The following is a 21,012-nucleotide window of genomic DNA, read 5'->3' as shown; positions in this document are numbered from 1 at the left end:
TGTAGATAAGTTGAATGAATGGATGAGCCTTTTTCCATCGACCAGAAGAACTCACGTAAGGCAGAGCTTCTTCTAAAACCAATTATGGCCTTTCATCGTTGTATTGGCTGCACTCTTCATAAGAAATAAAATAAGGGGTAAACCTGAGCCGGTTCACGCCATATCATCTTGTTAATTTCCCTTGATTAAACCATTGATTCAACTTATAGGGTTTGAGGATCGGTAGTGAATGATTGAGAAGATCTTAAAGAAGAAGTCCGGCAATTTGCCGGACTCATTTTATGAAGTAGGATCGTTAATCGTTCATTACGAGATTTGGTTTTTTCTGAAGGCTGTGACGCCCTTCGATAAAGCGGATCGTTCCGGATTTCGCGCGCATCACCAATGTATGGCTTTCTGCGAAACCGCCTTTCAGCTGAACTCCTTTTAAAAGTTCCCCGTCTGTTACGCCTGTTGCTGCAAAGATGGCATCATCGCCTTTAACAAGGTCATCCATCATCAGGACTTTGCTGACGTCAATACCCATATCGATGCAGCGCTGTGCTTCTTCTTCGTTTTGCGGAACAAGCTTCCCTTGGATTTCGCCACCCAGGCATTTTAAGCCGACTGCAGCGATAACGCCTTCAGGTGCTCCTCCAATTCCGAATAGAATATCAACGCCTGTCTGGTCGAACGCTGTATTGATCGCGCCGGCTACATCGCCGTCACCGATCAGTTTAATGCGTGCTCCAGCTGCTCGGATTTGATCAATGATGTCTTTATGGCGCGGACGGTCCATAATGGTGGCAACCACTTCTTCGATGTCTTTGTTTTTGGCTTTCGCCACTGCACGAAGATTATCGATGACTGGTGCGTTAATGTCAATTTTGCCTACAGATTCAGGCCCAACCGCAATTTTGTCCATGTACATATCCGGTGCGTTGAGAAGGTTGCCGCGATCAGCTATGGCCAGAACCGCTAATGCATTCCAACCGCCGGCTGCTACGATATTTGTTCCTTCTAAAGGATCCACTGCAACGTCCACTTCCGGACCATTGCCTGTCCCTAATTCTTCACCGATATAAAGCATGGGCGCTTCGTCCATCTCGCCTTCACCGATGACAACGACGCCGCGCATCGGAATAGTATCAAATACGACTCTCATTGCAGTGGTGGCTGCATCATCCGCTTCGTTCTTCATGCCGCGGCCCATCCATTTTGAAGAAGCAATTGCTGCCGCTTCAGTGATACGCACTAATTCCATCGAAAGACTTCGTTCCATACTATCAGTTCCTCCCGTTCAGCTTTAACTATGCCTTCAATATTGTAGCATATATTTTTATGCTAAAAGACCGTTAATTTGCATCCTGGCTAAGGTCGGACTTCATGCTTGCCACCGGGTCAATCGTCTCTCTCCGGATATCTGCACCAAGGCCCTGCAGTTTTTCAATGATGGACGCGTAGCCGCGTTCGATGTGGTAGATTTCACGGATTTCTGTTTCGCCTTCCGCCAGTAATCCGGCAATGACCAATGCGGCTCCTGCACGCAAGTCAGAAGCTACAACGGTTGCCGCAGTCAAAGGAGTCGGCCCTGTAACGATCGCCGCTCTTCCTTCCACACGGCCGCTTGCATTCATGCGGCGAAGTTCATCAATATGCTTGAAACGTGCGGAATAGATGGTATCGGTAATCATTGAAGCTCCTTGAGCCTGAGTCATCAGCACAGAAAATGGCTGCTGAAGATCTGTCGGGAATCCAGGGTACACCAATGTTTTTACGTCGATGGCCGTCAAGTTGTTGGATTTTGGAATATAGATCGATTCTTCGCCTTCCTGCACATCTACACCCATTTCGCGTAATTTGGCAGTCAAAGCTTCCATATGGAAAGGAATTACGTTGTCGATGGTTACCCCATCTCCTGCAGCCGCAGCCATAATCATGAATGTTCCGGCTTCAATGCGGTCAGGGATGATTGTATGGTTGGTGCCATGCAATTCTTCCACGCCGTCAATACGGATGACATTTGTTCCGGCTCCTTTGATTTTCGCGCCCATATTGGTCAATAACGTCGCTACATCAATGATTTCCGGCTCTTTTGCCGCATTTTCAATCGTTGTTTGGCCTTTCGCCATAACAGCTGCCAACATGATGTTGATTGTTGCACCAACACTGACGACATCCAAATAAATCTTGGCTCCACGAAGCTCATCGGCACGCAAGTAGATGGCGCCGTGTTCATTCGTGACTTTCGCACCTAATGCTTCAAAACCTTTGATGTGCTGATCGATTGGGCGAGGCCCTAAGAAACAACCGCCCGGAAGGCCAATTGCTGCATGTTTGAAACGGCCCAGCATCGCGCCCATCATATAATAGGAAGCACGCAGTTTTTTCACATTGCCGTTCGGCAAAGGCATATCAATCATTTTCGTCGGATCGATGCTCATTGTTCCGTCTTCAAATGTTACTTCCCCGCCGATTTCTTCCAGAATACTTTTCAGTGTCCATGCGTCGGAAATACCCGGTAATCCTTCGATCGTTACTGGCGAATTCGCCAAAATCGATGCAGGAATCAATGCCACCGCACTATTTTTAGCACCGTTGACTTTGATTGTTCCGGAAAGGCGCTTACCGCCCCTTACTTTATATACATCCATAAATTTTCTCCTTTATCCCGCTTTAACGGGCAGTACGATTTCCGCTTATCCAAGCGGAAGATCCACTGACCGTAAAAGTCCGATTGGATCAACTAACAATCAACGGGGCAAGCCCCTTTTGATTGAAGTTTCTCTTTATCCACTTTTCCCGGCAGTATAGTTGGCCGCAAAAGTTCCATTGCTTCAGCATGCCAGTCGGCTGCCGATCACAACTTGGGTTTTTCCTGCCATTAAAGGCAAGTCAATTTCCCGCCCTAAAAGCGGGAAATCTCTTGATGTTCTTATTTTACACCGTCTTCTACTGAACGTTTTTCCCAGTCAGCCAAAAATGCATCGATTCCTTGATCTGTCAACGGGTGCTTGAACATTTGGTGCATTACTTTAATCGGCATCGTAGCGATATGTGCACCATTCAATGCAGCTTCCGTTACGTGCTGTGGATGGCGGATTGAAGCAGCAATGATCTCTGAAGAAATATCATGGATAGCAAAGATTTCAGCAATTGTTGAAATCAGGTCCATGCCGTTATGTCCGATGTCGTCCAGGCGTCCAAGGAATGGCGAAACGTATGCCGCTCCGGCACGCGCTGCAAGCAATGCCTGGTTTGCACTGAAAATCAATGTGACGTTAACTTTTTTGCCTTCTGAAGCAAGTACTGAACAAGCTTTCAATCCGTCTGGTGTCATTGGCAATTTCACTGTGATGTTCGGCGCAAGATCAGCCAATTCACGGCCTTCTTTGATCATTCCTTCTGCATCAAGGGCAATCACTTCTCCGCTGATTGAACCATCAACAAGCGCCGCAATTTCTTTCAGGCGGTCATGGAATGAAACGTTTTTCTCTTTTGCTACCAAAGATGGGTTTGTTGTAACGCCGGAAAGGATTCCCCAGGCGTGTGCTTCTTTAATTTCGTCAAAGTTTGCTGTATCGATGAAAAATTTCATTATTTTTCTCCTCCAGTATGACGGGAAAAAGAGAAGGCGCCTTTCGGACGCTTCTCTCCCATCTTTTTTTGTGTCGTTATTATGCTTTTCCTGAACTTCCAAACTCACGCATTTTGCCGATTACAGTCTTTTTGATTGCTTCGCGGGCTGGTCCCATGTATTTGCGGGGATCATAGACATCCGCGTCGTTGTTCAAAACCTCGCGTACGGCTTGTGCTGAAGTGATCTGGCTTTCTGTGTTGACGTTGATTTTCGATGTACCAAGAGAAACGGCACGTTGAATATCTTTAGTTGGAATTCCTGTACCACCGTGCAATACAAGCGGAACGTCGCATTGCTGTGAAATTTCTTCCATTTCAGTAAACCCAAGATTCGGTTCGCCTTTATAAGGGCCATGGACTGAACCAAGAGCCGGCGCCAAGCAATCAATTCCAGTCTGTTCAACCAGCTGCTTGCATTCTTTTGGATCGGCATAAATAACGCCATCAGCAATAATGTCGTCTTCCTGTCCGCCGACAGTTCCCAATTCCGCTTCCACGGATACATTATGTTGTCGCGCATATTCTACAACTTGTTTAGTGATTTCAATGTTTTCTTCAAACGGGTGATGAGACGCATCAATCATTACGGAAGTGAATCCTGCATCAATCGCTTCCTTACATTTTTCAAAGCTCGAACCGTGATCCAAGTGGATTGCCACGGGAACGGTGATTTTGTAATCATGCATCAATCCTTTGACAATATTAACAACTGTCGTGAATCCACCCATGTAACGTGCTGCTCCTTCTGAAACTCCGCAGATTACCGGAGAATTCTCTTCCTGTGCAGCTTGAAGAATGGCTTGTGTGAACTCCAGGTTGTTTAAATTGAATTGACCGATTGCATATCCTTCTTGTTTTCCTTTTATCATCATTTCTTTCATTGAAACCAATGGCATTTAGAATTCCTCCTCAGCAATGTTTAAAGCAAATATCCTTTATACTATATCAAAAACCCTGTACTTACGCTACTTCTTCGCTGTTTACTGCTGCAATAGACCATTCACGGCATCGCGCACCTCAAAGACGTCGAAAGGCTTGGTAAAATAGCGCTCAGCTCCCCAGTTCATCGATTCCTTAATTAAATCCAATTCGCCGTATGCGGTCATCATGATGACGTGGACTGAGGGCTTGTTCTTCTTCAATCGCTTCAATATTTCAATGCCGTCCATACCTGGAATCTTCATATCCAACAACACCAGGTCCGGGCACACTTCCTGCACCAATTCGAGTGCTTCTTTGCCGCTTCCGGCAGTGAACGTCTGGTATCCTTCTTTGCTGAACACTTCTTTTAACAACAGCCGGATTCCCGGTTGGTCGTCTACAATTAAAATGGTTTTCAAGAAGAACCACTCCTTTGTCTGCTATACTTTTTTACGAGGTGAGTTTTATGGAACTGTTAACTGCACAATTAACTCCGCTGTTTGAGCACCTGGCAAAACAGCAGGAAGCCATTGACGCTGTAGCTGGTGTTTTGGCACAAGCTGCTGTTGCAGGCGGCACTATTTTCATCGCGGCGTTCGGTGAAATGAAAGCCGTCGACTCCGTTGCCTTTCATAGCAAAGATCCGTTGGCTTCTGCGGCCGAATGGTCGCCTGCAAGCATTGTCACCAGCAGCGACCGCGTTTGGATACTGGCAGCGGATGAAGAAGGCGATGAACTTGCTGGACGGCTTTCGGATGCGGGCATCCCCTTCGCTTTTATGGCACCGGATTCCGGCAACAGCGAGTTAGCCGATGCCTTTCTTCCATTGGACAAGCAGAAAGGAGCACGGTTACAGGACGATGCTCTGTCCATGATAGTTCCACATGCCATGACCGCACTCTATGTCTACCACGCTGTCAAATCAAGCATCGACCAACTGCTGGCCGATTAAATTTTCCATGCATAAAAGCCTTCCCCTTTTTTATGAGGGAAGGCTTTTCCGTTTATTTATTGGCAATAGACGCTTTTACAAATTCACGGAACAATGGCTGCGGACGGTTCGGACGTGAAATGAACTCCGGGTGGAATTGGCAAGCCAAGAACCATGGGTGGTCAGCGACTTCAACGATTTCCACCAGGCGGCCATCCGGGCTTGTGCCCGTAAATTTAAATCCGGCTTTTTCAAAAGCTTCCCGGTATTCGTTGTTGAACTCGTAACGGTGGCGATGTCTTTCGTAAACCAATTCTTCGCCGTAAGCTTCATGGGCTTTCGATCCCTTTTCAAGTTTCGCAGGATACAATCCAAGGCGAAGCGTGCCGCCCAAATCTTCGATGTCTTTTTGCTCGGGCAACAGGTCGATGACCGGGTAAGCCGTTTTAGCGTTCAATTCAGAAGAATGTGCGCCTTCAAGGTTCATGATGCTGCGTGCAAATTCAACAGATGCCAATTGCATGCCCAGGCAAATACCGAAGAATGGCACTTTGTTTTCGCGTGCAAATTGAGTAGCAAGGATTTTCCCTTCAACTCCGCGGTCGCCGAAGCCACCCGGAACGAGAATGCCGTCGCAGTTTTTCAATGATTCTGCCACATTGTCAGCATTGATGTGTTCGGCGTTGATCCATTCGACTTCGATTTCAGAATCGAATGCGAAACCGGCATGTTTCAAAGCTTCTACTACAGAAATATAAGCATCCTGCAGTTCCACATATTTTCCGACAAGACCGATGCGCACAGTGTTTTTAAGCGACTTCACTTTATCAACAAGTGTGCCCCAATCCGTCATATCGGCCTCTGGCGCTTCAATTCCGAAGTGATCAAGGACAATTTGGTCCATATGCTGTTCCTGAAGGCGGAGCGGCATTTCATAGATCACGTCAACATCGCGTGATTCGATTACTTCTTCCGGCTTGATGTCGCAGAACAAGGCAATCTTATCTTTCATGTCCTGTGGCACTGGGTGTTCTGTGCGAACAACGATCAGGTTTGGCTGAATGCCCAGGCTGCGAAGTTCTTTTACGCTATGCTGCGTAGGTTTGGTTTTCATTTCTTTTGCTGCTCCAAGATACGGAATCAACGTACAGTGTACGTACATGACTTCGTCGCGCCCAAGATCTGAACGCATCTGGCGGATTGCTTCGAGGAATGGCAATGATTCGATATCTCCGACGGTTCCGCCGATTTCCGTGATGACGACATCCGCGTTGGCTGTTTTCGCAGCACGCAATAGACGGTCTTTGATTTCATTGGTGATATGCGGAATTACTTGAACGGTTCCACCCAAATAATCGCCGCGGCGTTCTTTTTGGATAACAGTCGAGTAAACTTTCCCTGTTGTTACGTTAGAGTATTTGTTCAAGTTGATGTCGATGAAACGCTCGTAATGGCCAAGGTCCAAATCCGTTTCCGCGCCGTCATCCGTCACAAAAACTTCTCCGTGCTGGTATGGGCTCATTGTTCCTGGGTCAATGTTGATGTACGGATCAAACTTTTGAATCGTTACATTCAACCCTCTGTTTTTCAATAAACGCCCTAAAGACGCTGCTACAATCCCTTTACCGAGTGATGATACAACCCCACCCGTCACAAATATATACTTCGTCATGCCTGTTTCCTCCTCGAATGGTAAAAATAAAAAGCGCTCCACCTGCTGCATATGCAGGGGGAGCGCGTAAACTGTACGAATCATCTCTCCTATTTTAAGGAGCCCAGTAAAATCTTATCCAGTCTAGCCTAATAAGTCAAGGTAATAAAATGTTCAAATTACTTCAAATCGTCTTCTTCATCTTCATCGTCTTCGTCTTCGTCTTCGTCGTCGATGATGTTGCCATCCAGATCTTCTACCAAAACATCGACGTCTTCTTCGTCCTCATCGTCTGCGTCGAAATCCAGGACTTCCACTTCGACAGGTGATTTGATCACTTCGTCATCATCATCCTCGTCGTCATCGTCGTCTTCACCGAAGTCTTCGAATTCCAACTCGTCTTCCAATGCCAATTCATCCAAATCGTCAAAGCCTTCATCGTCAGCGACTTTCGCTTTCTTCTTACGTGCTTTAACAGTCGGAGCGGATTCTTCTTCGATCTGCTCTACCGGGTACCATTCGCGAAGGCCCCAACGGTTTTCGCCCAAAATCAAAAAGCGGCCGTCGATATTCAAGTCTGTATAGAATTGAACCAGACGATCTTTCATTTCCTCTTTTGATAAGTTGAGCAATTTCTCGATTTCTTCAACCAATTCTGCATACGTTTTCGTTTCATGTGTTTCTTCTAGCATTGCATATGTCAAGTCAACAAATGACTCTTCTATTAGTTCTTCTTTAGATAATTCACGAATTTTCATTCCGTGCACGTCCCTTCTTCTTTCTTAACTTAATCCATTATATACAAACAACCTAGTCTCCGCTACCGTGTTTTCTTTTTTCTCGGATCTAATTGCATCCACCCGAAGTAAAACAAATAGAGCGCCAAGATCATAAAAGGAATGGATCCCAAAGCTTTATTGTACAGGAAGAAAATCAGTATGACACAGATTAGGATAATTATGTAGTGCACAGCTTTACGCATAGGATCATCCTTCTTGTTTTCTGGGATGTGTTTTCATTCATTATACAGAAAAAGGGTGGAGATATCGACTGGATAAGCGTGTGGAATGGGCTTTATGAAGATTGTTTTTGCATCTGCTTGGAAATTTTTTCTTAATAAAATATATTATTGGATGTTTTTTAAATAAATTAGCGTTTTATCTGCTAAACGTGCGCATTTTCTTATAAGCGTGCGTATTTTTCTCCAAGCGTGCATATTTTCTGCTGAACGTGCGTATTTTTCTCCAAGCGTGCATATTTTCTGCTGAACGTGCGCATTTTTCTCCAAGCGTGCGTATCGCTTTTTAAATTAATAAAAACCTTCGTCGATTTCAAAATCAGCTCTTTAGTTCTTCTCAAAAAAGCGAAAATCCCGGCTTTGGCGGGTTTTCGTCTTTTTTCGTGTTTTGATCCATTCAGCTTTTAGGCCTTAACTCGGCAGAACGCCTGCAAATCTGATCCAGCTCGCATCCCCACAAAAAAAGTAAGCAAAATCCACTTGAAATCGGATTCCGCTTACTTTATTGTATTTCATTCGGCTTCCCTCTTTGTCCAGCTCCAGCAGCCTGCCCCTCGGGTCGTAAGCTGCTTTGGCTGTGCGACTGGAAACACGCCGCTTCGCCAAACCCTCTTACGCCTGTCGGAGCAAAACGGCTGCTTCCGCTTTTCTACCTACATATTCCGTCGATACTGCCCGCCGACTTCATATAAAGCTGTAGTGATTTGGCCTAAGCTTGCGACTTTTACGGTGTCCATCAATTCTTCGAAGATGTTGCCGCCCGTCTTCGCAACTTGCTTCAGGCGCTCCAATGCTTCGGTCGAATCGTTGCGCTCCTGGAAGGCGCGCAAGTTGTTGATTTGTGTTTCCTTTTCTTCGGTTGTGGCGCGGGCGATTTCCATCGCGTTGATGTCGTCGTCTGATTGCGGATTCGGGTTCAAGTAGGTATTGACTCCGATGATCGGCAATTCGCCTGTGTGTTTCTTCATTTCGTAATGCATGGATTCTTCCTGGATTTTGCCGCGCTGGTACTGTGTTTCCATTGCGCCCAGAACGCCTCCGCGGTCGTTGATGCGGTCAAACTCGGTCAATACCGCTTCTTCCACCAATTGCGTCATTTCTTCGATGATGAACGCGCCTTGCAGCGGATTCTCGTTTTTCGACAATCCATGCTCTTTGGTGATGATCATCTGGATCGCCATCGCGCGGCGAACCGATTCTTCGGTCGGCGTCGTGATCGCTTCATCGTAAGCATTGGTATGAAGCGAGTTGCAGTTATCCTGCAGCGCCATCAATGCCTGTAACGTTGTGCGGATGTCGTTGAAATCAATTTCCTGTGCATGCAGACTGCGCCCGGATGTCTGTACATGGTATTTCAGTTTCTGGCTGCGTTCGTTGGCGCCGTATTTATCGCGCATGACAACTGCCCAGATGCGGCGTGCCACACGGCCGATGACGGTATATTCCGGATCCAGCCCGTTCGAGAAGAAGAACGACAGGTTCGGCGCAAAGTCATCGATGTTCATGCCGCGGCTCAAGTAATATTCCACATACGTGAAGCCGTTGGACAGTGTGAAGGCCAATTGGGAAATCGGATTCGCTCCCGCTTCGGCGATATGGTAGCCCGAAATCGATACAGAGTAGTAATTGCGCACTTTGTGATCGATGAAGTATTGCTGGATATCGCCCATCATGCGCAACGCGAATTCAGTCGAGAAGATGCAGGTGTTCTGCCCTTGGTCTTCTTTCAAAATATCGGCTTGTACGGTGCCACGAACGACTTGCAGCGTGCTTTCACGGACTTCTGTAAATTCTTCGACAGTCAACGTGCGGCCCAGTTTTTCTTCATTCAACTTGACCTGCTGATCAATTGCCGTGTTCATGAACATCGCCAAAATGATCGGTGCCGGTCCGTTGATGGTCATGGAAACTGAAGTCGAAGGCGCACACAGATCAAATCCTGCGTAAAGTTTCTTCATATCATCAAGCGTACAGATTGATACACCTGATTCGCCGACTTTCCCGTAAATGTCCGGACGGTGATCCGGGTCTTCGCCGTAAAGTGTCACCGAGTCAAAAGCTGTAGACAAGCGTTTCGCATCGTCATCTTTCGATAGATAATGGAAACGGCGGTTCGTGCGTTCAGGCGTTCCTTCGCCCGCAAATTGGCGCTTCGGATCTTCCCCTTCGCGTTTGAACGGGAAAACCCCTGCCGTATACGGGAATGAACCCGGTACGTTCTCTGCGTAAACCCAAGACAGGATCTCGCCGTAATCAACAAATTTCGGCAATACCACACGCGGCACTTTGATGCCGGATAGGCTTTCCGTACGCAGGATCGTGCGGATTTCCTTGTCTCGTACCGATGTGACGAATTCGTCTCCGGCATACATTTCTTTCAACGCAACCCAATTAGCGAGAATGCGTTTGGATTCAGCAGTCAATTCCTCACGGACGCCGTCAGCCAGCGACTCGAGTGAAGCGACCAATGCATCATCCGGTGCTTTTTCTTTTACCGCTTCGATGGCGCCTTCCAATTGGAACAGACGGCGCGCAAAGGCGGCTTGTTCTTTGGATTTTGCGTGGTAGCCACGGACCGTATCGGTCAGCTCACGCAAGTAATAGCGGCGATCATTTGGAATGATCAAGTTTTCTTTCTGGGTTTTGACGAATTTATCGTAATCCGTCTCCCAGTCGGTTCCACATTTTTCATTGACCGTAGCCACAAGTGCCGCGAACAGGGAGTTGGTCCCTTTATCGTTGAACTGGCTGGCGATTGTGCCGTAGACCGGCATTTCATCCAGGTCTTTATCCCATAGCAGATGGCTGCGCTGATACTGCTTCTGCACTTGGCGAAGCGCATCCTGCGAACCGCTGCGTTCGAATTTATTGATGACAATCAAATCCGCGTAATCGATCATATCGATTTTTTCAAGCTGTGACGGTGCACCGAATTCACTGGTCATGACGTACATGGAAATGTCCGAGAAGTTGGCGATTTCCGCATCTCCCTGGCCGATCCCACTTGTTTCCACAACAATCAAATCGAAATCCGCCGCTTTCACGACGTCCAAAACATCTCCGATTGCACCGGACAGCTCTGAGCGTGAACCGCGTGTTGCCAGGCTTCTCATAAAGACACGTTTATTGAAGATGGCGTTCATGCGGATGCGGTCACCCAAAAGCGCGCCGCCTGTTTTCTGTTTGGTCGGGTCGATCGACAGAATTGCGATTTTCTTGTCCGGAAGTTCAGACAGGAATCGGCGAATCAATTCATCGGTCAGCGAGCTTTTCCCAGCTCCGCCTGTTCCGGTGATGCCGAGGACCGGCGTGTTTTTCGTCTGTTCCCGTACCGCTCTCAACAATTCGTCGGTATCGGTGTCGCGCGTATGCGCTTCTTCCGCAGCCGTAATCAGGTTTGCCAGTACTACCGGTTCGTCGGCAGAAAGGTTTTCGATTTTCTGATCCGGTTTCACCGTCGAGAAATCACATTCCTCAACGATTTCCGTAATCATGCCCTGCAGGCCTTTTTTGCGGCCATCTTCCGGTGAGAAAATGCCGGCAATGCCGTATTCTTCAAGTTCTTTGATTTCACGCGGCAAAATAACGCCTCCGCCTCCGCCATAAATCCGGATATGCGATGCGCCTTTTTCCTGCAGCAAATCATACATATACTTGAAGTATTCCATATGGCCGCCTTGGTAAGACGAAATGCAGATCCCCTGAACATCTTCTTGGATAGCCGCATTGACCACTTCTTCAACCGAGCGGTTATGGCCCAAGTGAATCACTTCGGCACCGCTTGATTGCAGAATCCGGCGCATGATGTTGATGGACGCGTCATGGCCGTCAAAAAGACTGGAAGCCGTGACAAAGCGAATATGGTTTTTCGGCTGATAGGTTTTCGTTTCTTCGATTGTAGCCATTATGATCAAGCCCCCTGTATTGAAATGTTTTCTCCTGCCATCCCCTGCAAAAGAAATTTGGTTTGCATGTCGATAAATTCCTGAATGGTGAAGTCGCGCAACGCCCAGCGTCTGAAAGCCCACATTTGGCCTTGTACGAATAAATGATGGGAAGCCATGACCACTTCTTTCGGCGTCATTTTGATTTCCCCGTTGTCGACGCATTGCGTCAGCAAACGTTCAAAAAGCGCCACCATTTCAATTTCTTTATTCAGTACATAACTTAATGCGTCCTTCGGCAACGATTTGGATTCCTGGTACATGACCACGAATTCATCCTGCATATCATCGATCAAGGTGTAGTAATGCTCGATCGCCGTCACAAGGACATTAATGGAACCCTGTTCGATATCAAGCCGGTCCAGACGTGTGTGCACTTCGTCATAAATGGAGTCACAGACGAGGTACAGCACATCTTCCTTGGTCCGGATGTATTCATACAAAGTACCGATACTGAAACCCGCGGCTTTGGCGATTTCCCGTGTCGTCGTCCGGTGAAAGCCTTTTTCTTTAAAAAGCGTGACAGCACCGCGAATCATCTGTTCGCGGCGCTTTTCAATCAAGCTTTCGTCTTTCACGGAGGACGCTATTTCACGCTTTTTGTTCATAAGGCAACCCTCCGCTTATTTCGTAACCATCCGGGAAATAACCAGACGCTGAACTTCCTGTGTGCCTTCGTAAATTTGAGTGATTTTCGCGTCGCGCATAAAGCGTTCAACCGGATAATCTTTCGTATAGCCGTAGCCGCCGAAGACTTGAACCGCTTCAACCGTTACTTTCATCGCTGTATCGCCGGCCATCAATTTCGCCATCGCCGACTCTTTGCTGTAAGATAATTTATTCGATTCCAACCAAGCTGCCTGGTAAGTCAATAGACGGGAAGCTTCGATTGAAGTCGCCATATCCGCCAACTTGAATGACACGCCTTGATTGGCAACAATCGGCTTGCCGAATTGCTCGCGTTCTTTCGCGTAGTCGATTGATGCATCAAGTGCTCCTTGTGCGATTCCGACAGCCTGTGCCGCGATGCCGTTGCGTCCACCGTCAAGCGTCTGCATAGCGATTTTGAAGCCTTGGCCAAGTTCGCCCAAAACGTTTTCTTTCGGTACACGGCAGTTGTCGAAGATGATTTCAGTTGTCGGGCTTGAGCGAATGCCCAGCTTGCGCTCTTTTTTGCCGACCGAGAAACCTTCAAAGTCTTTTTCAACGATGAATGCTGTCGTGCCTTTATGCTTCGATTCCGGATCTGTTACCGCAAATACGATGTAGATGTCCGCAATTCCGCCGTTGGTGATGAAGATTTTCGAACCGTTCAATACATAATGGTCTCCATCTTCTTTCGCTGAAGTACGCATAGCGCCTGCATCCGATCCTGAAGCGGGTTCCGTTAAGCCGTAAGCGCCGATTTTCGTGCCTTCCGCCATTGGGCGAAGGTATTTTTGTTTTTGTTCTTCCGTTCCGAATGTATAAACCGGCCATCCTGCCAGAGACGTGTGGGCAGATAATGTAACGCCTGTCGATGCGCAGACACGTGATAATTCTTCAACTGCGATGCAGTACGCCAAATAATCCGAGCCGATTCCGCCGTATTCTTCCGGCCATGGAATACCCGTAAGGCCAAGTTCAGCCATTTTATCGAAAATCTCACGGTCAAAGCGTTCTTCTTCGTCACGCTCTTCCGCTGTTGGCGCCACTTCTTTATTAGCGAAATCTCTTACCATTTTGCGGATCATTTCGTGTTCTTCAGACAGTTGAAAATTCATTTTCCATTCCTCCAATAAATTATTTAAGTAGTTGTTTGCTGATGACGATGCGTTGAATTTCGCTGGTGCCTTCATAAATTTCCGTTACTTTAGCGTCGCGGAACAGGCGCTCGACCGGATAATCTTTTGTATAACCATAGCCGCCGAACACTTGAATGGCTTCAATCGTGACATCCATCGCCGCTTTCGAAGCGAAAAGTTTAGCCATGGAAGCTTCTTTATTGCAATCCTTGCCTTGTGAATACAAGTCCGCCGCGTTGTAGACCAGCAGTTTCGCGGCTTCCACCTGTGTCGCCATATCCGCCAGCTTAAAGCCGATGCCTTGCTGCTGGGCAATTGGTTTGCCGAACTGTTCGCGTTCTTTGGCGTAAGCCACAGCATATTCATAGGCCGCTTCAGCAATGCCGAGCGCTTGTGCCGCGATGCCGATGCGTCCGACGTTCAAATTCGCCATGGCGATGCTGAATCCTTTATTTTCTTCGCCCAGCAAGTTTCCAGCCGGTACCCGCATATTTTCAAAGGTCAATTGGACCGTTTTCGAACCATGGAGACCCATTTTCTTTTCGTTTTTGCCGATGACCAAGCCCGGTGTATCCTTTTCAACAATGAAAGCCGAAATTCCACGGGAGCCTGCAGAAGGCTTTGTCGAAGCGAAGACGATATACGTATCCGCTGCGCCGCCATTGGTAATAAAGACTTTCGAGCCATTCAAAACGTAATGGTCTCCGTCTAGGACCGCTTTTGTCTTCAGGCTTCCTGCATCCGAACCTGCCGCCGGTTCTGTCAGACAGAAAGCGCCAAGGTATTCGCCGCTCGCCAGTTTTGGTACGTATTTCTCGATTTGCTGCTGTGATCCGAAATTGAGGATCGGGTTGGTGCCGACCGACGTATGGACTGACAGGATAACTCCTACCACGCCGCTCGCTTTCGATAATTCGTGGATAGCCGTGATATAGGAAGTGAAGTCCATTTCCGCACCGCCGTATTTTTCAGGAGCTGTGATTCCCATCAATCCGAGCTCGCCCATTTTCTTTAAAATCGCCGTTGGAAATTCATCGTTTTCCATGTTTTCGATAAACGGTGTAATCTCTTCTTTCGCGAAATCTCGCACCATGTTGCGCATCATAAGCTGTTCATCTGTAAAGTGCAAATCCATTGCGGTTTTCCCCCTAATATTAAGTGTAGTCATAGAAACCGCGTCCGGTTTTCTTGCCTAGCCATCCTGCTTTGACGTATTGGCGCAATAACGGGCTTGGGCGGTACTTGCTGTCGCCGAACCCTTCATGCAGCACTTCCATAATGTACAGGCAAGTATCCAAGCCAATAAAATCAGCCAATTGCAACGGTCCCATCGGATGGTTCATGCCGAGTTTCATGATGTCGTCGATTGCTTCTTTGGTGGCGACCCCTTCTTGAAGTGTGAAAATCGCTTCGTTGATCATCGGCATCAAGATGCGGTTCGCAACGAATCCTGGGAAATCATTCACTTCCACTGGTGTTTTTGACAGCTGAACCGTCATTTCTTCCACTTTTTTATAAACCTCATCAGAAGTTGCCAAGCCGCGGATAATTTCCACAAGTTTCATCACCGGTACCGGATTCATGAAATGCATGCCGATTACTTGCTCCGGGCGGTTGGTGACTGCCGCAATCTCTGTAATTGGAAGAGATGACGTGTTTGTTGCCAAAATAGCATGCTGTGGCGCCACTTCATCCAGCGTTTTAAAGATGCTGTGTTTGATGGCCATGTTTTCAACAGCTGCTTCGATGACGATATCCACATCATGAGCATCCTTAAGATCAAGCGACGGTGTAATGCGTCCAAGGACCTCATTCTTTTCTTCTTCCGTCATGCGGCCTTTTTCAACATTGCGGGACAGGTTCTTGGTGATGGTCCCGATCCCACGGTCGTATGCTTCCTGCTTCATATCATTCAGTTTCACGTTCAATCCTGCCTGTGCGCAAACTTGCGCGATGCCGGAACCCATTTGTCCGGCGCCAATGACCATTACGTTTTGAATCGACATGCTTATTTTGCCTCCTTAGGAACTTCAATCATGATTGCGTCGCCTTGTCCGCCGCCTGAACAGATGGCTGCGATGCCGATGCCGCCTCCGCGGCGTTTTAATTCATAAGCCAATGTCAGGATAATGCGTGCGCCGCTTGCACCAATCGGGTGTCCAAGCGCTACTGATCCGCCGTTGACGTTCACTTTTTCAGCATCCAAATCAGCGATTTTCGAACTTGCCAGCGCCACTGCTGCAAACGCTTCGTTGATTTCAAACAAATCGATGTCATCCAGAGATTTGCCGGTTTTCTTCAATAACTCGTTGATGACGATGCCCGGCGTTTCCGGGAAACGGTGCGGCTCGATCGCCACTTCCGTATGGGACAATATGTGCGCCAATACGTTTTTTCCTTCGTTCTGTGCGCGTTCTTCGCTCATCAGTACAAGTGCAACTGCACCGTCATTGATGCCAGGTGCGTTTCCAGCAGTAATTGTTCCGTCTTTGCCGAATGCCGGTTTCAGTTTCGCCAATGCTTCAATAGTGGAATTGGCGCGTGGCGCTTCGTCCACGTCAACTGTAATCGGATCCCCTTTGCGTTGTGGAATGTCGATCGCGACGATTTCTTCAGAGAACAGACCTTTCGCTTTGATGGCACGTTCATGCGAACGTGCCGACCACTCATCCTGAGCTTCACGCGTCAGATTGAAATCTTCAGCGGTTGAGTTTCCGTAAGTCCCCATGTGGACTTTGTCCGGGTGGAACGAACACGACAATCCGTCATGGACCATGCCGTCAATTACTTGGGCATCTCCCATGCGAAGTCCCCAACGTGCTTTCGGAAGATAATAGGGTGCGTTGGACATGGATTCCATGCCGCCTGCAACAATTACTTCCTCATCGCCCAAGCGAATGATCTGGTCTGCCAACGTGACGCTGCGCATGCCGGATGCGCAGACTTTGTTGATTGTTTCAGATTTGACGCTGTAAGGAATGCCGGCTTTTTTCGCGGCTTGGCGTGAAGGGATCTGCCCTTGCCCTGCCTGCAATACGTTGCCCATGATGACTTCCTGGACGTCTTCCGGCTGGATATCCGCCCGGCTCATTGCCGCTTTGATCGCTTCTGCCCCTAATTCACTTGCCGATAACGTGCTCAAGTTTCCTCCAAATTTCCCGAATGCTGTGCGTGCCCCATCGATAATAACTGTTTTTGCCATGATGATTTCCTCCCCTTTGCGTTTGCTTGTAAACGGTTTCAAGTATAGTGAAAAATATAAATGGTGAAAGTAGAGCAGGGTTTAAGAAGTCGCTCCAAGCAACATTTTCTGCTTTTTCTTTTATACATCATTTAATTACTTTTGAATGAGCAGCGGTTAAAAACATTGTTCCTGCATCGCTGCGCTAGCTTAGTCGCAAGTTCCACAAGCTGAATTTTATTCAGCCCATAAAGTTGACTGAACGCTCGCTCGGTATGAGTGCAAAAGAAAAGGGAGTACTTCACTCCCTTTCTTTTTTCTTGCTTATGCTGTTATTCTACTTAATTTTCTGTCATTTGGCAATTATTATTTACTCATTGGTGTTTCTTAGTGGAGCTTCAGCTTATTGGACCACTGACTCAGGCTCAGGCATTGGTGTTTCATTGCCAAGAACGGCCATTTCCAATAGCTCAGCTACATCGTATGTTCCAACTTCATCTTCGACTTCTTTCGCTTTCGTACCATCTGACAGCATTGTCAGGCAGTATGGACAGCCTGAAGAAATCATGGTCGGATTGACTTCAAGTGCTTGTTCCGTACGGGCAACGTTGACGCGATGGCCTGCATCTTCTTCCATCCACATCATTCCCCCGCCGGCTCCACAGCACATGCCGTCTTGGCGGTTGCGGACCATTTCGACCAATTCCACGCCTTCGATCGCTTTCAATATCTCGCGCGGTGCGTCGTAGACATCGTTGTAGCGGCCGAGGTAACAGGAATCGTGGAACGTGATTCGTTCGTTTACCGGGAATTGCGGTTTCAAACGGCCATCTTGGACCAGTTCGAACAGCATTTCGGTATGGTGGTAGACTTCTGCTTTAAAGCCGAAATCCGGGTATTCGTTTTTAAAGATGTTATAAGCATGCGGGTCAATCGTGACGATTTTCTTGATTTCCGCTTTTTCGAATTCTTTGATGTTGCCTGTCGCCAGTTCCTGGAACAGGAATTCATTTCCGAGACGGCGTGGCGTATCACCCGAGTTCTTTTCTTTGTTGCCCAGAATCGCGAATTTCACTCCTGCTTCGTTCATCAAACGGGCAAATGACAAGGCGATTTTTTGTGAACGGCTGTCGAATGAACCCATTGATCCAACCCAGAACAGGAATTCGAATTCTTCGCCGGCTTTGTTCATTTCTTTAACAGTTGGAATTGAAATATCTGGACGTGCATCTCTCCAGTTTTCTTTTTCTTTACGGTTAAGTCCCCAAGGATTCCCCTGCTTTTCGATGTTTGTCATCGCACGCTGAGCATCTTTGTCCATTTTCCCTTCCGTCATTACCAGGTAACGGCGAAGGTCGATAATTTTGTCGACGTGCTCGTTCATAACCGGACATTGGTCTTCACAGTTACGGCAAGTTGTACATGCCCAGATTTCTTCTTCTGTGATGACGTCTCCGATTAAGCTCGGGCTGTATAGCTCGTCGATGCTGATTCCTTCAGCGCCTGCAGCCATCGCCAATTGGTTTCCTTGCGTATTGTTGAATGCCATTGCCGGCACCCATGGTTTTTTCTGTGTCATGACGGCACCTGTATTCGTCAGGTTGTCACGAAGTTTTGTAATAAGATCCATCGGAGACAGCATTTTTCCTGTTCCGGTTGCCGGACACATATTTGTACAGCGTCCACATTCTACACAGGCGTAGAAATCGATCATCTGCCCTTGTGTAAAGTCGGTGATTTTTCCGACACCGAACGAAGGCACAGCATCCGGATCTTCTTCATCTTCCATCTCTTCAAAGTTGATCGGCTTCAAACGTCCGACATGGTCCACTCGGTGGAACCATGTATTGACCGGTCCGAAGATCAAGTGAGCGTGTTTCGATTGTGGAACATAAACCAGGAATGTCAGCAGGAACAATAAGTGTGCCCACCACATAACATAGAAAATCGTTACAGTTGCAGCTTCAGGCAACCAAGAGAATGCAGCAGCGACAAGTGAAGCGACTGGTTCAGTCCAAGCACCTTCGTGTCCGTGCCAAAGCATGGCCATTCCGTTGCCGATTAATACAGTTACCATCAATCCACCGATGAAAATAAGCACTAGCCCTGATTTCCATCCGCGCTTCAAACGGACAAGCTTTTCAATGTAACGTCTGTAGAACGCCCAGACCACCGCTACCAGAATCGTCAACGTGACGATTTCCTGGAAGAAAGTGAAAGCCGGGTAAAGCGGTCCTAACGGCAAATGTGAATCCGGCGACAAACCTTTGATGATGAAATCAATGGCACTCGCCTGAACCAACAAGAAGCCATAGAAGAACATCACGTGAATCGTTCCGCTCTTCTTATCTTTCATTAATTTCTTTTGTCCAAAAACATTGACCATAACTTTCCGTAAGCGCTCGTTGAAGTTTTCCTCAAACTCGACCTTTTGGCCAAGCTTGATGAAATCATATCTCGACTTCAATAAATAAATGAAGAGATAGATGGCGTAAGCGGTTACAGCTATGAATAAAACCCAGTTTGCAATGAGCAATGGCTCCATCGTGATATCCCCCTTGTGTGTATATTCTAAAAATTCCCTACCTAAAGTTTACGTGAACACTAATAGATTGTCGATACTATGTTCTAGTTTAAAATATGAATGAGCATTCAGTCAACCTAAATTTAAAAGAGTTTTCAAATATCAAGCATTGAATGTTTGCTACACATAAGATACCAGTTAACGATTTTAAAATCTACAGTTCTTTTGTATGGAGAATAATTGCCGGACGATAAAAAACCATCATCCATAAATGGATGATGGCTCTGCTTTATTGAAAATCAATCGAAAAAAGATATTCTCCGAAATAATCTTGAACATGTTTTCTCTTTTCTGGCTTTGCACCGACCAGAACGCAAGTTGCCGGTCCGGCGGAGCTGCCGACGTCAAGATCCGCAGAAAATTCCACGGCATTGCCCATCAGCAATTCTGCTTCATGCACAATGCCTTTCGATCCGACTGGCCAAACACGTTCGATCAGCTCCGATTCCAAAGCTTTTTTAATGGCAGCCAAATCAGCGATTTGATCGGCCTTCGTGAGGACGTCTTCTCCGACCAATGGAATCCCGTAGACAAACCAGTTCAAAGATCCAGCCGCTGCTTGTTTGCGAGACTGTTTTCCGATTATCGTCACGGCGATTCCGGATTGTAAAGTGGCCATATTGGTTTCCGTGCTGCCCGAAATCGGCGGCAGCCGGGTTTCGGCTTCAGCAAAAAGGTCAGCGATGCCCGCCGCATAGGCATCCCAATGAGCAGCACCACTAAAATTGTGAAGCAACACTGCCTGCGGTTCGCTGCCGGATGCCCATTGTTCAAGCAACGCGACCCGTGCGGCAAATTTAGCCGTGATGGAATCTGGAGCCTGGACCACATCCTGCTGTTTTTCACCGATGGCTGCAGAATTATCTGAAGTGATGACAAAACCATCTATCGAAATCTCATGACGCATGCAGTAAACCTCCACGTACTCTCAGCACGTAAGGCATCAGCAAAGCAGCCACTCCGGCATTAATGGAAGCCGCAATTACCAGACCCGGTACCGAAGCATAGAAAAATGCCGGCGACAAAAGAAAGTAGAACGGAACGGCTGCGACCATACCGTTGCCAACGATGAATGCTGGCCATTTCAACCACCGTTTTCCCGCACTATGCAATATCGCGAACAGCCAGACGACTGCCCACATTTCAAACGCAATGATCAGATGAAACGGTCCGAGCGGCATGCCGCCAAACAAAGCCGAAATCAAATGGCCGAATGCCGCGATGGTCCCTGCGAGCGGTGCTGAAAAAAACAACACGGCTACCAAGGCCGGCATTGAATCAAGTGCAATGGATGCAATGCCGAGCGGAATTTTGATCATGCCGCCAATTGCGGATAAGCTGATGAATAAAGCCGCCAGCGCCAGTTTCTGAGCCGTCATC

The 21,012-nt window shown here is 47.5% G+C and carries 17 protein-coding genes; 1 reads left to right on the top strand and 16 read right to left on the bottom strand.

Translation table 11 applies throughout. The annotated features are described in order from the left end of the window. Nucleotides 1-295: 295 nt before the first annotated feature. The 5 genes from glpX to QMA04_RS03855 all read right to left on the bottom strand — a co-directional run bounded on the left by glpX (nt 296) and on the right by QMA04_RS03855 (nt 4,958). On the bottom strand, nt 296-1,261 hold the full coding sequence (gene glpX / locus QMA04_RS03875) for a class II fructose-bisphosphatase (protein WP_191713544.1): 966 nt from the start codon (nt 1,259-1,261) through the stop codon (nt 296-298). Between the two features lie 73 nt (nt 1,262-1,334). Then, nucleotides 1,335-2,633 (bottom strand): UDP-N-acetylglucosamine 1-carboxyvinyltransferase, encoded by a 1,299-nt coding sequence (locus QMA04_RS03870; RefSeq protein ID WP_191713543.1) that lies wholly within the window; start codon nt 2,631-2,633, stop codon nt 1,335-1,337. 281 nt (nt 2,634-2,914) lie between these two features. Next, nucleotides 2,915-3,577, bottom strand: a complete 663-nt coding sequence (fsa, locus tag QMA04_RS03865) for a fructose-6-phosphate aldolase (RefSeq protein WP_191713542.1) — start codon at nt 3,575-3,577, stop codon at nt 2,915-2,917. Between the two features lie 79 nt (nt 3,578-3,656). Further along, nucleotides 3,657-4,514 (bottom strand): class II fructose-bisphosphate aldolase, encoded by an 858-nt coding sequence (locus QMA04_RS03860; protein WP_191713541.1) that lies wholly within the window; start codon nt 4,512-4,514, stop codon nt 3,657-3,659. An 84-nt stretch (nt 4,515-4,598) separates the two neighbouring features. Then, nucleotides 4,599-4,958: a response regulator gene (locus QMA04_RS03855; RefSeq protein ID WP_203339057.1), complete on the bottom strand. Its 360-nt coding sequence runs from the start codon at nt 4,956-4,958 to the stop codon at nt 4,599-4,601. Between the two features lie 47 nt (nt 4,959-5,005). Here QMA04_RS03855 and QMA04_RS03850 point away from each other — a divergent pair, with 47 nt between their 5' ends. Beyond that, nucleotides 5,006-5,491, top strand: a complete 486-nt coding sequence (locus QMA04_RS03850; RefSeq protein WP_290183997.1) for a DUF2529 family protein — start codon at nt 5,006-5,008, stop codon at nt 5,489-5,491. Between the two features lie 52 nt (nt 5,492-5,543). On the opposite strand, the gene QMA04_RS03845 is transcribed toward QMA04_RS03850, so the two are convergent. The 11 genes from QMA04_RS03845 to QMA04_RS03795 all read right to left on the bottom strand — a co-directional run bounded on the left by QMA04_RS03845 (nt 5,544) and on the right by QMA04_RS03795 (nt 21,011). Then, nucleotides 5,544-7,142, bottom strand: a complete 1,599-nt coding sequence (locus tag QMA04_RS03845; RefSeq protein WP_290183996.1) for a CTP synthase — start codon at nt 7,140-7,142, stop codon at nt 5,544-5,546. A 158-nt stretch (nt 7,143-7,300) separates the two neighbouring features. Next, nucleotides 7,301-7,879, bottom strand: coding sequence for a DNA-directed RNA polymerase subunit delta (rpoE, locus tag QMA04_RS03840; protein ID WP_203339054.1), 579 nt, complete (start codon nt 7,877-7,879; stop codon nt 7,301-7,303). 913 nt (nt 7,880-8,792) lie between these two features. Next, nucleotides 8,793-12,044 carry a fused isobutyryl-CoA mutase/GTPase IcmF gene (icmF, locus tag QMA04_RS03835; RefSeq protein WP_290183995.1) on the bottom strand — a complete coding sequence of 1,084 codons (3,252 nt, stop codon included), beginning with the start codon at nt 12,042-12,044 and terminating at the stop codon, nt 8,793-8,795. A gap of 5 nt (nt 12,045-12,049) precedes the next feature. Beyond that, nucleotides 12,050-12,691: a TetR/AcrR family transcriptional regulator gene (locus QMA04_RS03830; protein ID WP_203339052.1), complete on the bottom strand. Its 642-nt coding sequence runs from the start codon at nt 12,689-12,691 to the stop codon at nt 12,050-12,052. 15 nt (nt 12,692-12,706) lie between these two features. Beyond that, complete coding sequence (locus tag QMA04_RS03825) at nt 12,707-13,846, bottom strand: acyl-CoA dehydrogenase (RefSeq protein ID WP_191713534.1); 1,140 nt, start codon at nt 13,844-13,846, stop codon at nt 12,707-12,709. A gap of 19 nt (nt 13,847-13,865) precedes the next feature. After that, on the bottom strand, nt 13,866-15,002 hold the full coding sequence (locus QMA04_RS03820; RefSeq protein WP_191713533.1) for an acyl-CoA dehydrogenase: 1,137 nt from the start codon (nt 15,000-15,002) through the stop codon (nt 13,866-13,868). A gap of 19 nt (nt 15,003-15,021) precedes the next feature. Continuing rightward, a complete protein-coding gene (locus QMA04_RS03815) occupies nt 15,022-15,873 on the bottom strand; it encodes a 3-hydroxybutyryl-CoA dehydrogenase (RefSeq protein WP_191713532.1) in 852 nt (283 codons plus the stop codon). A gap of 2 nt (nt 15,874-15,875) precedes the next feature. Next, nucleotides 15,876-17,069: an acetyl-CoA C-acetyltransferase gene (locus QMA04_RS03810; protein WP_191713531.1), complete on the bottom strand. Its 1,194-nt coding sequence runs from the start codon at nt 17,067-17,069 to the stop codon at nt 15,876-15,878. A gap of 382 nt (nt 17,070-17,451) precedes the next feature. Then, on the bottom strand, nt 17,452-19,593 hold the full coding sequence (locus QMA04_RS03805; protein WP_191713530.1) for a (Fe-S)-binding protein: 2,142 nt from the start codon (nt 19,591-19,593) through the stop codon (nt 17,452-17,454). Nucleotides 19,594-19,861: 268 nt separating this feature from the next. Further along, nucleotides 19,862-20,539, bottom strand: coding sequence for an alpha-ribazole-5-phosphate synthase (locus tag QMA04_RS03800; protein WP_290183994.1), 678 nt, complete (start codon nt 20,537-20,539; stop codon nt 19,862-19,864). Next, nucleotides 20,529-21,011: an ECF transporter S component gene (locus QMA04_RS03795; RefSeq protein WP_290183993.1), complete on the bottom strand. Its 483-nt coding sequence runs from the start codon at nt 21,009-21,011 to the stop codon at nt 20,529-20,531. Before QMA04_RS03795 ends, QMA04_RS03800 begins: the two co-directional genes overlap by 11 nt. Between the last annotated feature and the right edge of the window lies 1 nt (nt 21,012).

The sequence above is a fragment of the Planococcus sp. APC 3900 genome (assembly GCF_030407735.1).
Lineage (GTDB): Bacteria > Bacillota > Bacilli > Bacillales_A > Planococcaceae > Planococcus > Planococcus notacanthi.
This window is presented reverse-complemented; position numbering and strand designations above follow the sequence as displayed.

What these genes read in the sequence shown, in the direction of transcription:
- fsa (WP_191713542.1), bottom strand. Translation starts at nt 3,577, where the DNA reads ATGAAATTTTTCATCGATACAGCAAACTTTGACGAAATTAAAGAAGCA.
- glpX (WP_191713544.1), bottom strand. Translation starts at nt 1,261, where the DNA reads ATGGAACGAAGTCTTTCGATGGAATTAGTGCGTATCACTGAAGCGGCA.
- QMA04_RS03825 (WP_191713534.1), bottom strand. Translation starts at nt 13,846, where the DNA reads ATGAATTTTCAACTGTCTGAAGAACACGAAATGATCCGCAAAATGGTA.
- QMA04_RS03820 (WP_191713533.1), bottom strand. Translation starts at nt 15,002, where the DNA reads ATGGATTTGCACTTTACAGATGAACAGCTTATGATGCGCAACATGGTG.
- QMA04_RS03805 (WP_191713530.1), bottom strand. Translation starts at nt 19,593, where the DNA reads ATGGAGCCATTGCTCATTGCAAACTGGGTTTTATTCATAGCTGTAACC.
- icmF (WP_290183995.1), bottom strand. Translation starts at nt 12,044, where the DNA reads ATGGCTACAATCGAAGAAACGAAAACCTATCAGCCGAAAAACCATATT.
- QMA04_RS03830 (WP_203339052.1), bottom strand. Translation starts at nt 12,691, where the DNA reads ATGAACAAAAAGCGTGAAATAGCGTCCTCCGTGAAAGACGAAAGCTTG.
- QMA04_RS03860 (WP_191713541.1), bottom strand. Translation starts at nt 4,514, where the DNA reads ATGCCATTGGTTTCAATGAAAGAAATGATGATAAAAGGAAAACAAGAA.
- QMA04_RS03815 (WP_191713532.1), bottom strand. Translation starts at nt 15,873, where the DNA reads ATGTCGATTCAAAACGTAATGGTCATTGGCGCCGGACAAATGGGTTCC.
- QMA04_RS03795 (WP_290183993.1), bottom strand. Translation starts at nt 21,011, where the DNA reads ATGACGGCTCAGAAACTGGCGCTGGCGGCTTTATTCATCAGCTTATCC.
- QMA04_RS03870 (WP_191713543.1), bottom strand. Translation starts at nt 2,633, where the DNA reads ATGGATGTATATAAAGTAAGGGGCGGTAAGCGCCTTTCCGGAACAATC.
- rpoE (WP_203339054.1), bottom strand. Translation starts at nt 7,879, where the DNA reads ATGAAAATTCGTGAATTATCTAAAGAAGAACTAATAGAAGAGTCATTT.
- QMA04_RS03800 (WP_290183994.1), bottom strand. Translation starts at nt 20,539, where the DNA reads ATGCGTCATGAGATTTCGATAGATGGTTTTGTCATCACTTCAGATAAT.
- QMA04_RS03850 (WP_290183997.1), top strand. Translation starts at nt 5,006, where the DNA reads ATGGAACTGTTAACTGCACAATTAACTCCGCTGTTTGAGCACCTGGCA.
- QMA04_RS03810 (WP_191713531.1), bottom strand. Translation starts at nt 17,069, where the DNA reads ATGGCAAAAACAGTTATTATCGATGGGGCACGCACAGCATTCGGGAAA.
- QMA04_RS03845 (WP_290183996.1), bottom strand. Translation starts at nt 7,142, where the DNA reads ATGACGAAGTATATATTTGTGACGGGTGGGGTTGTATCATCACTCGGT.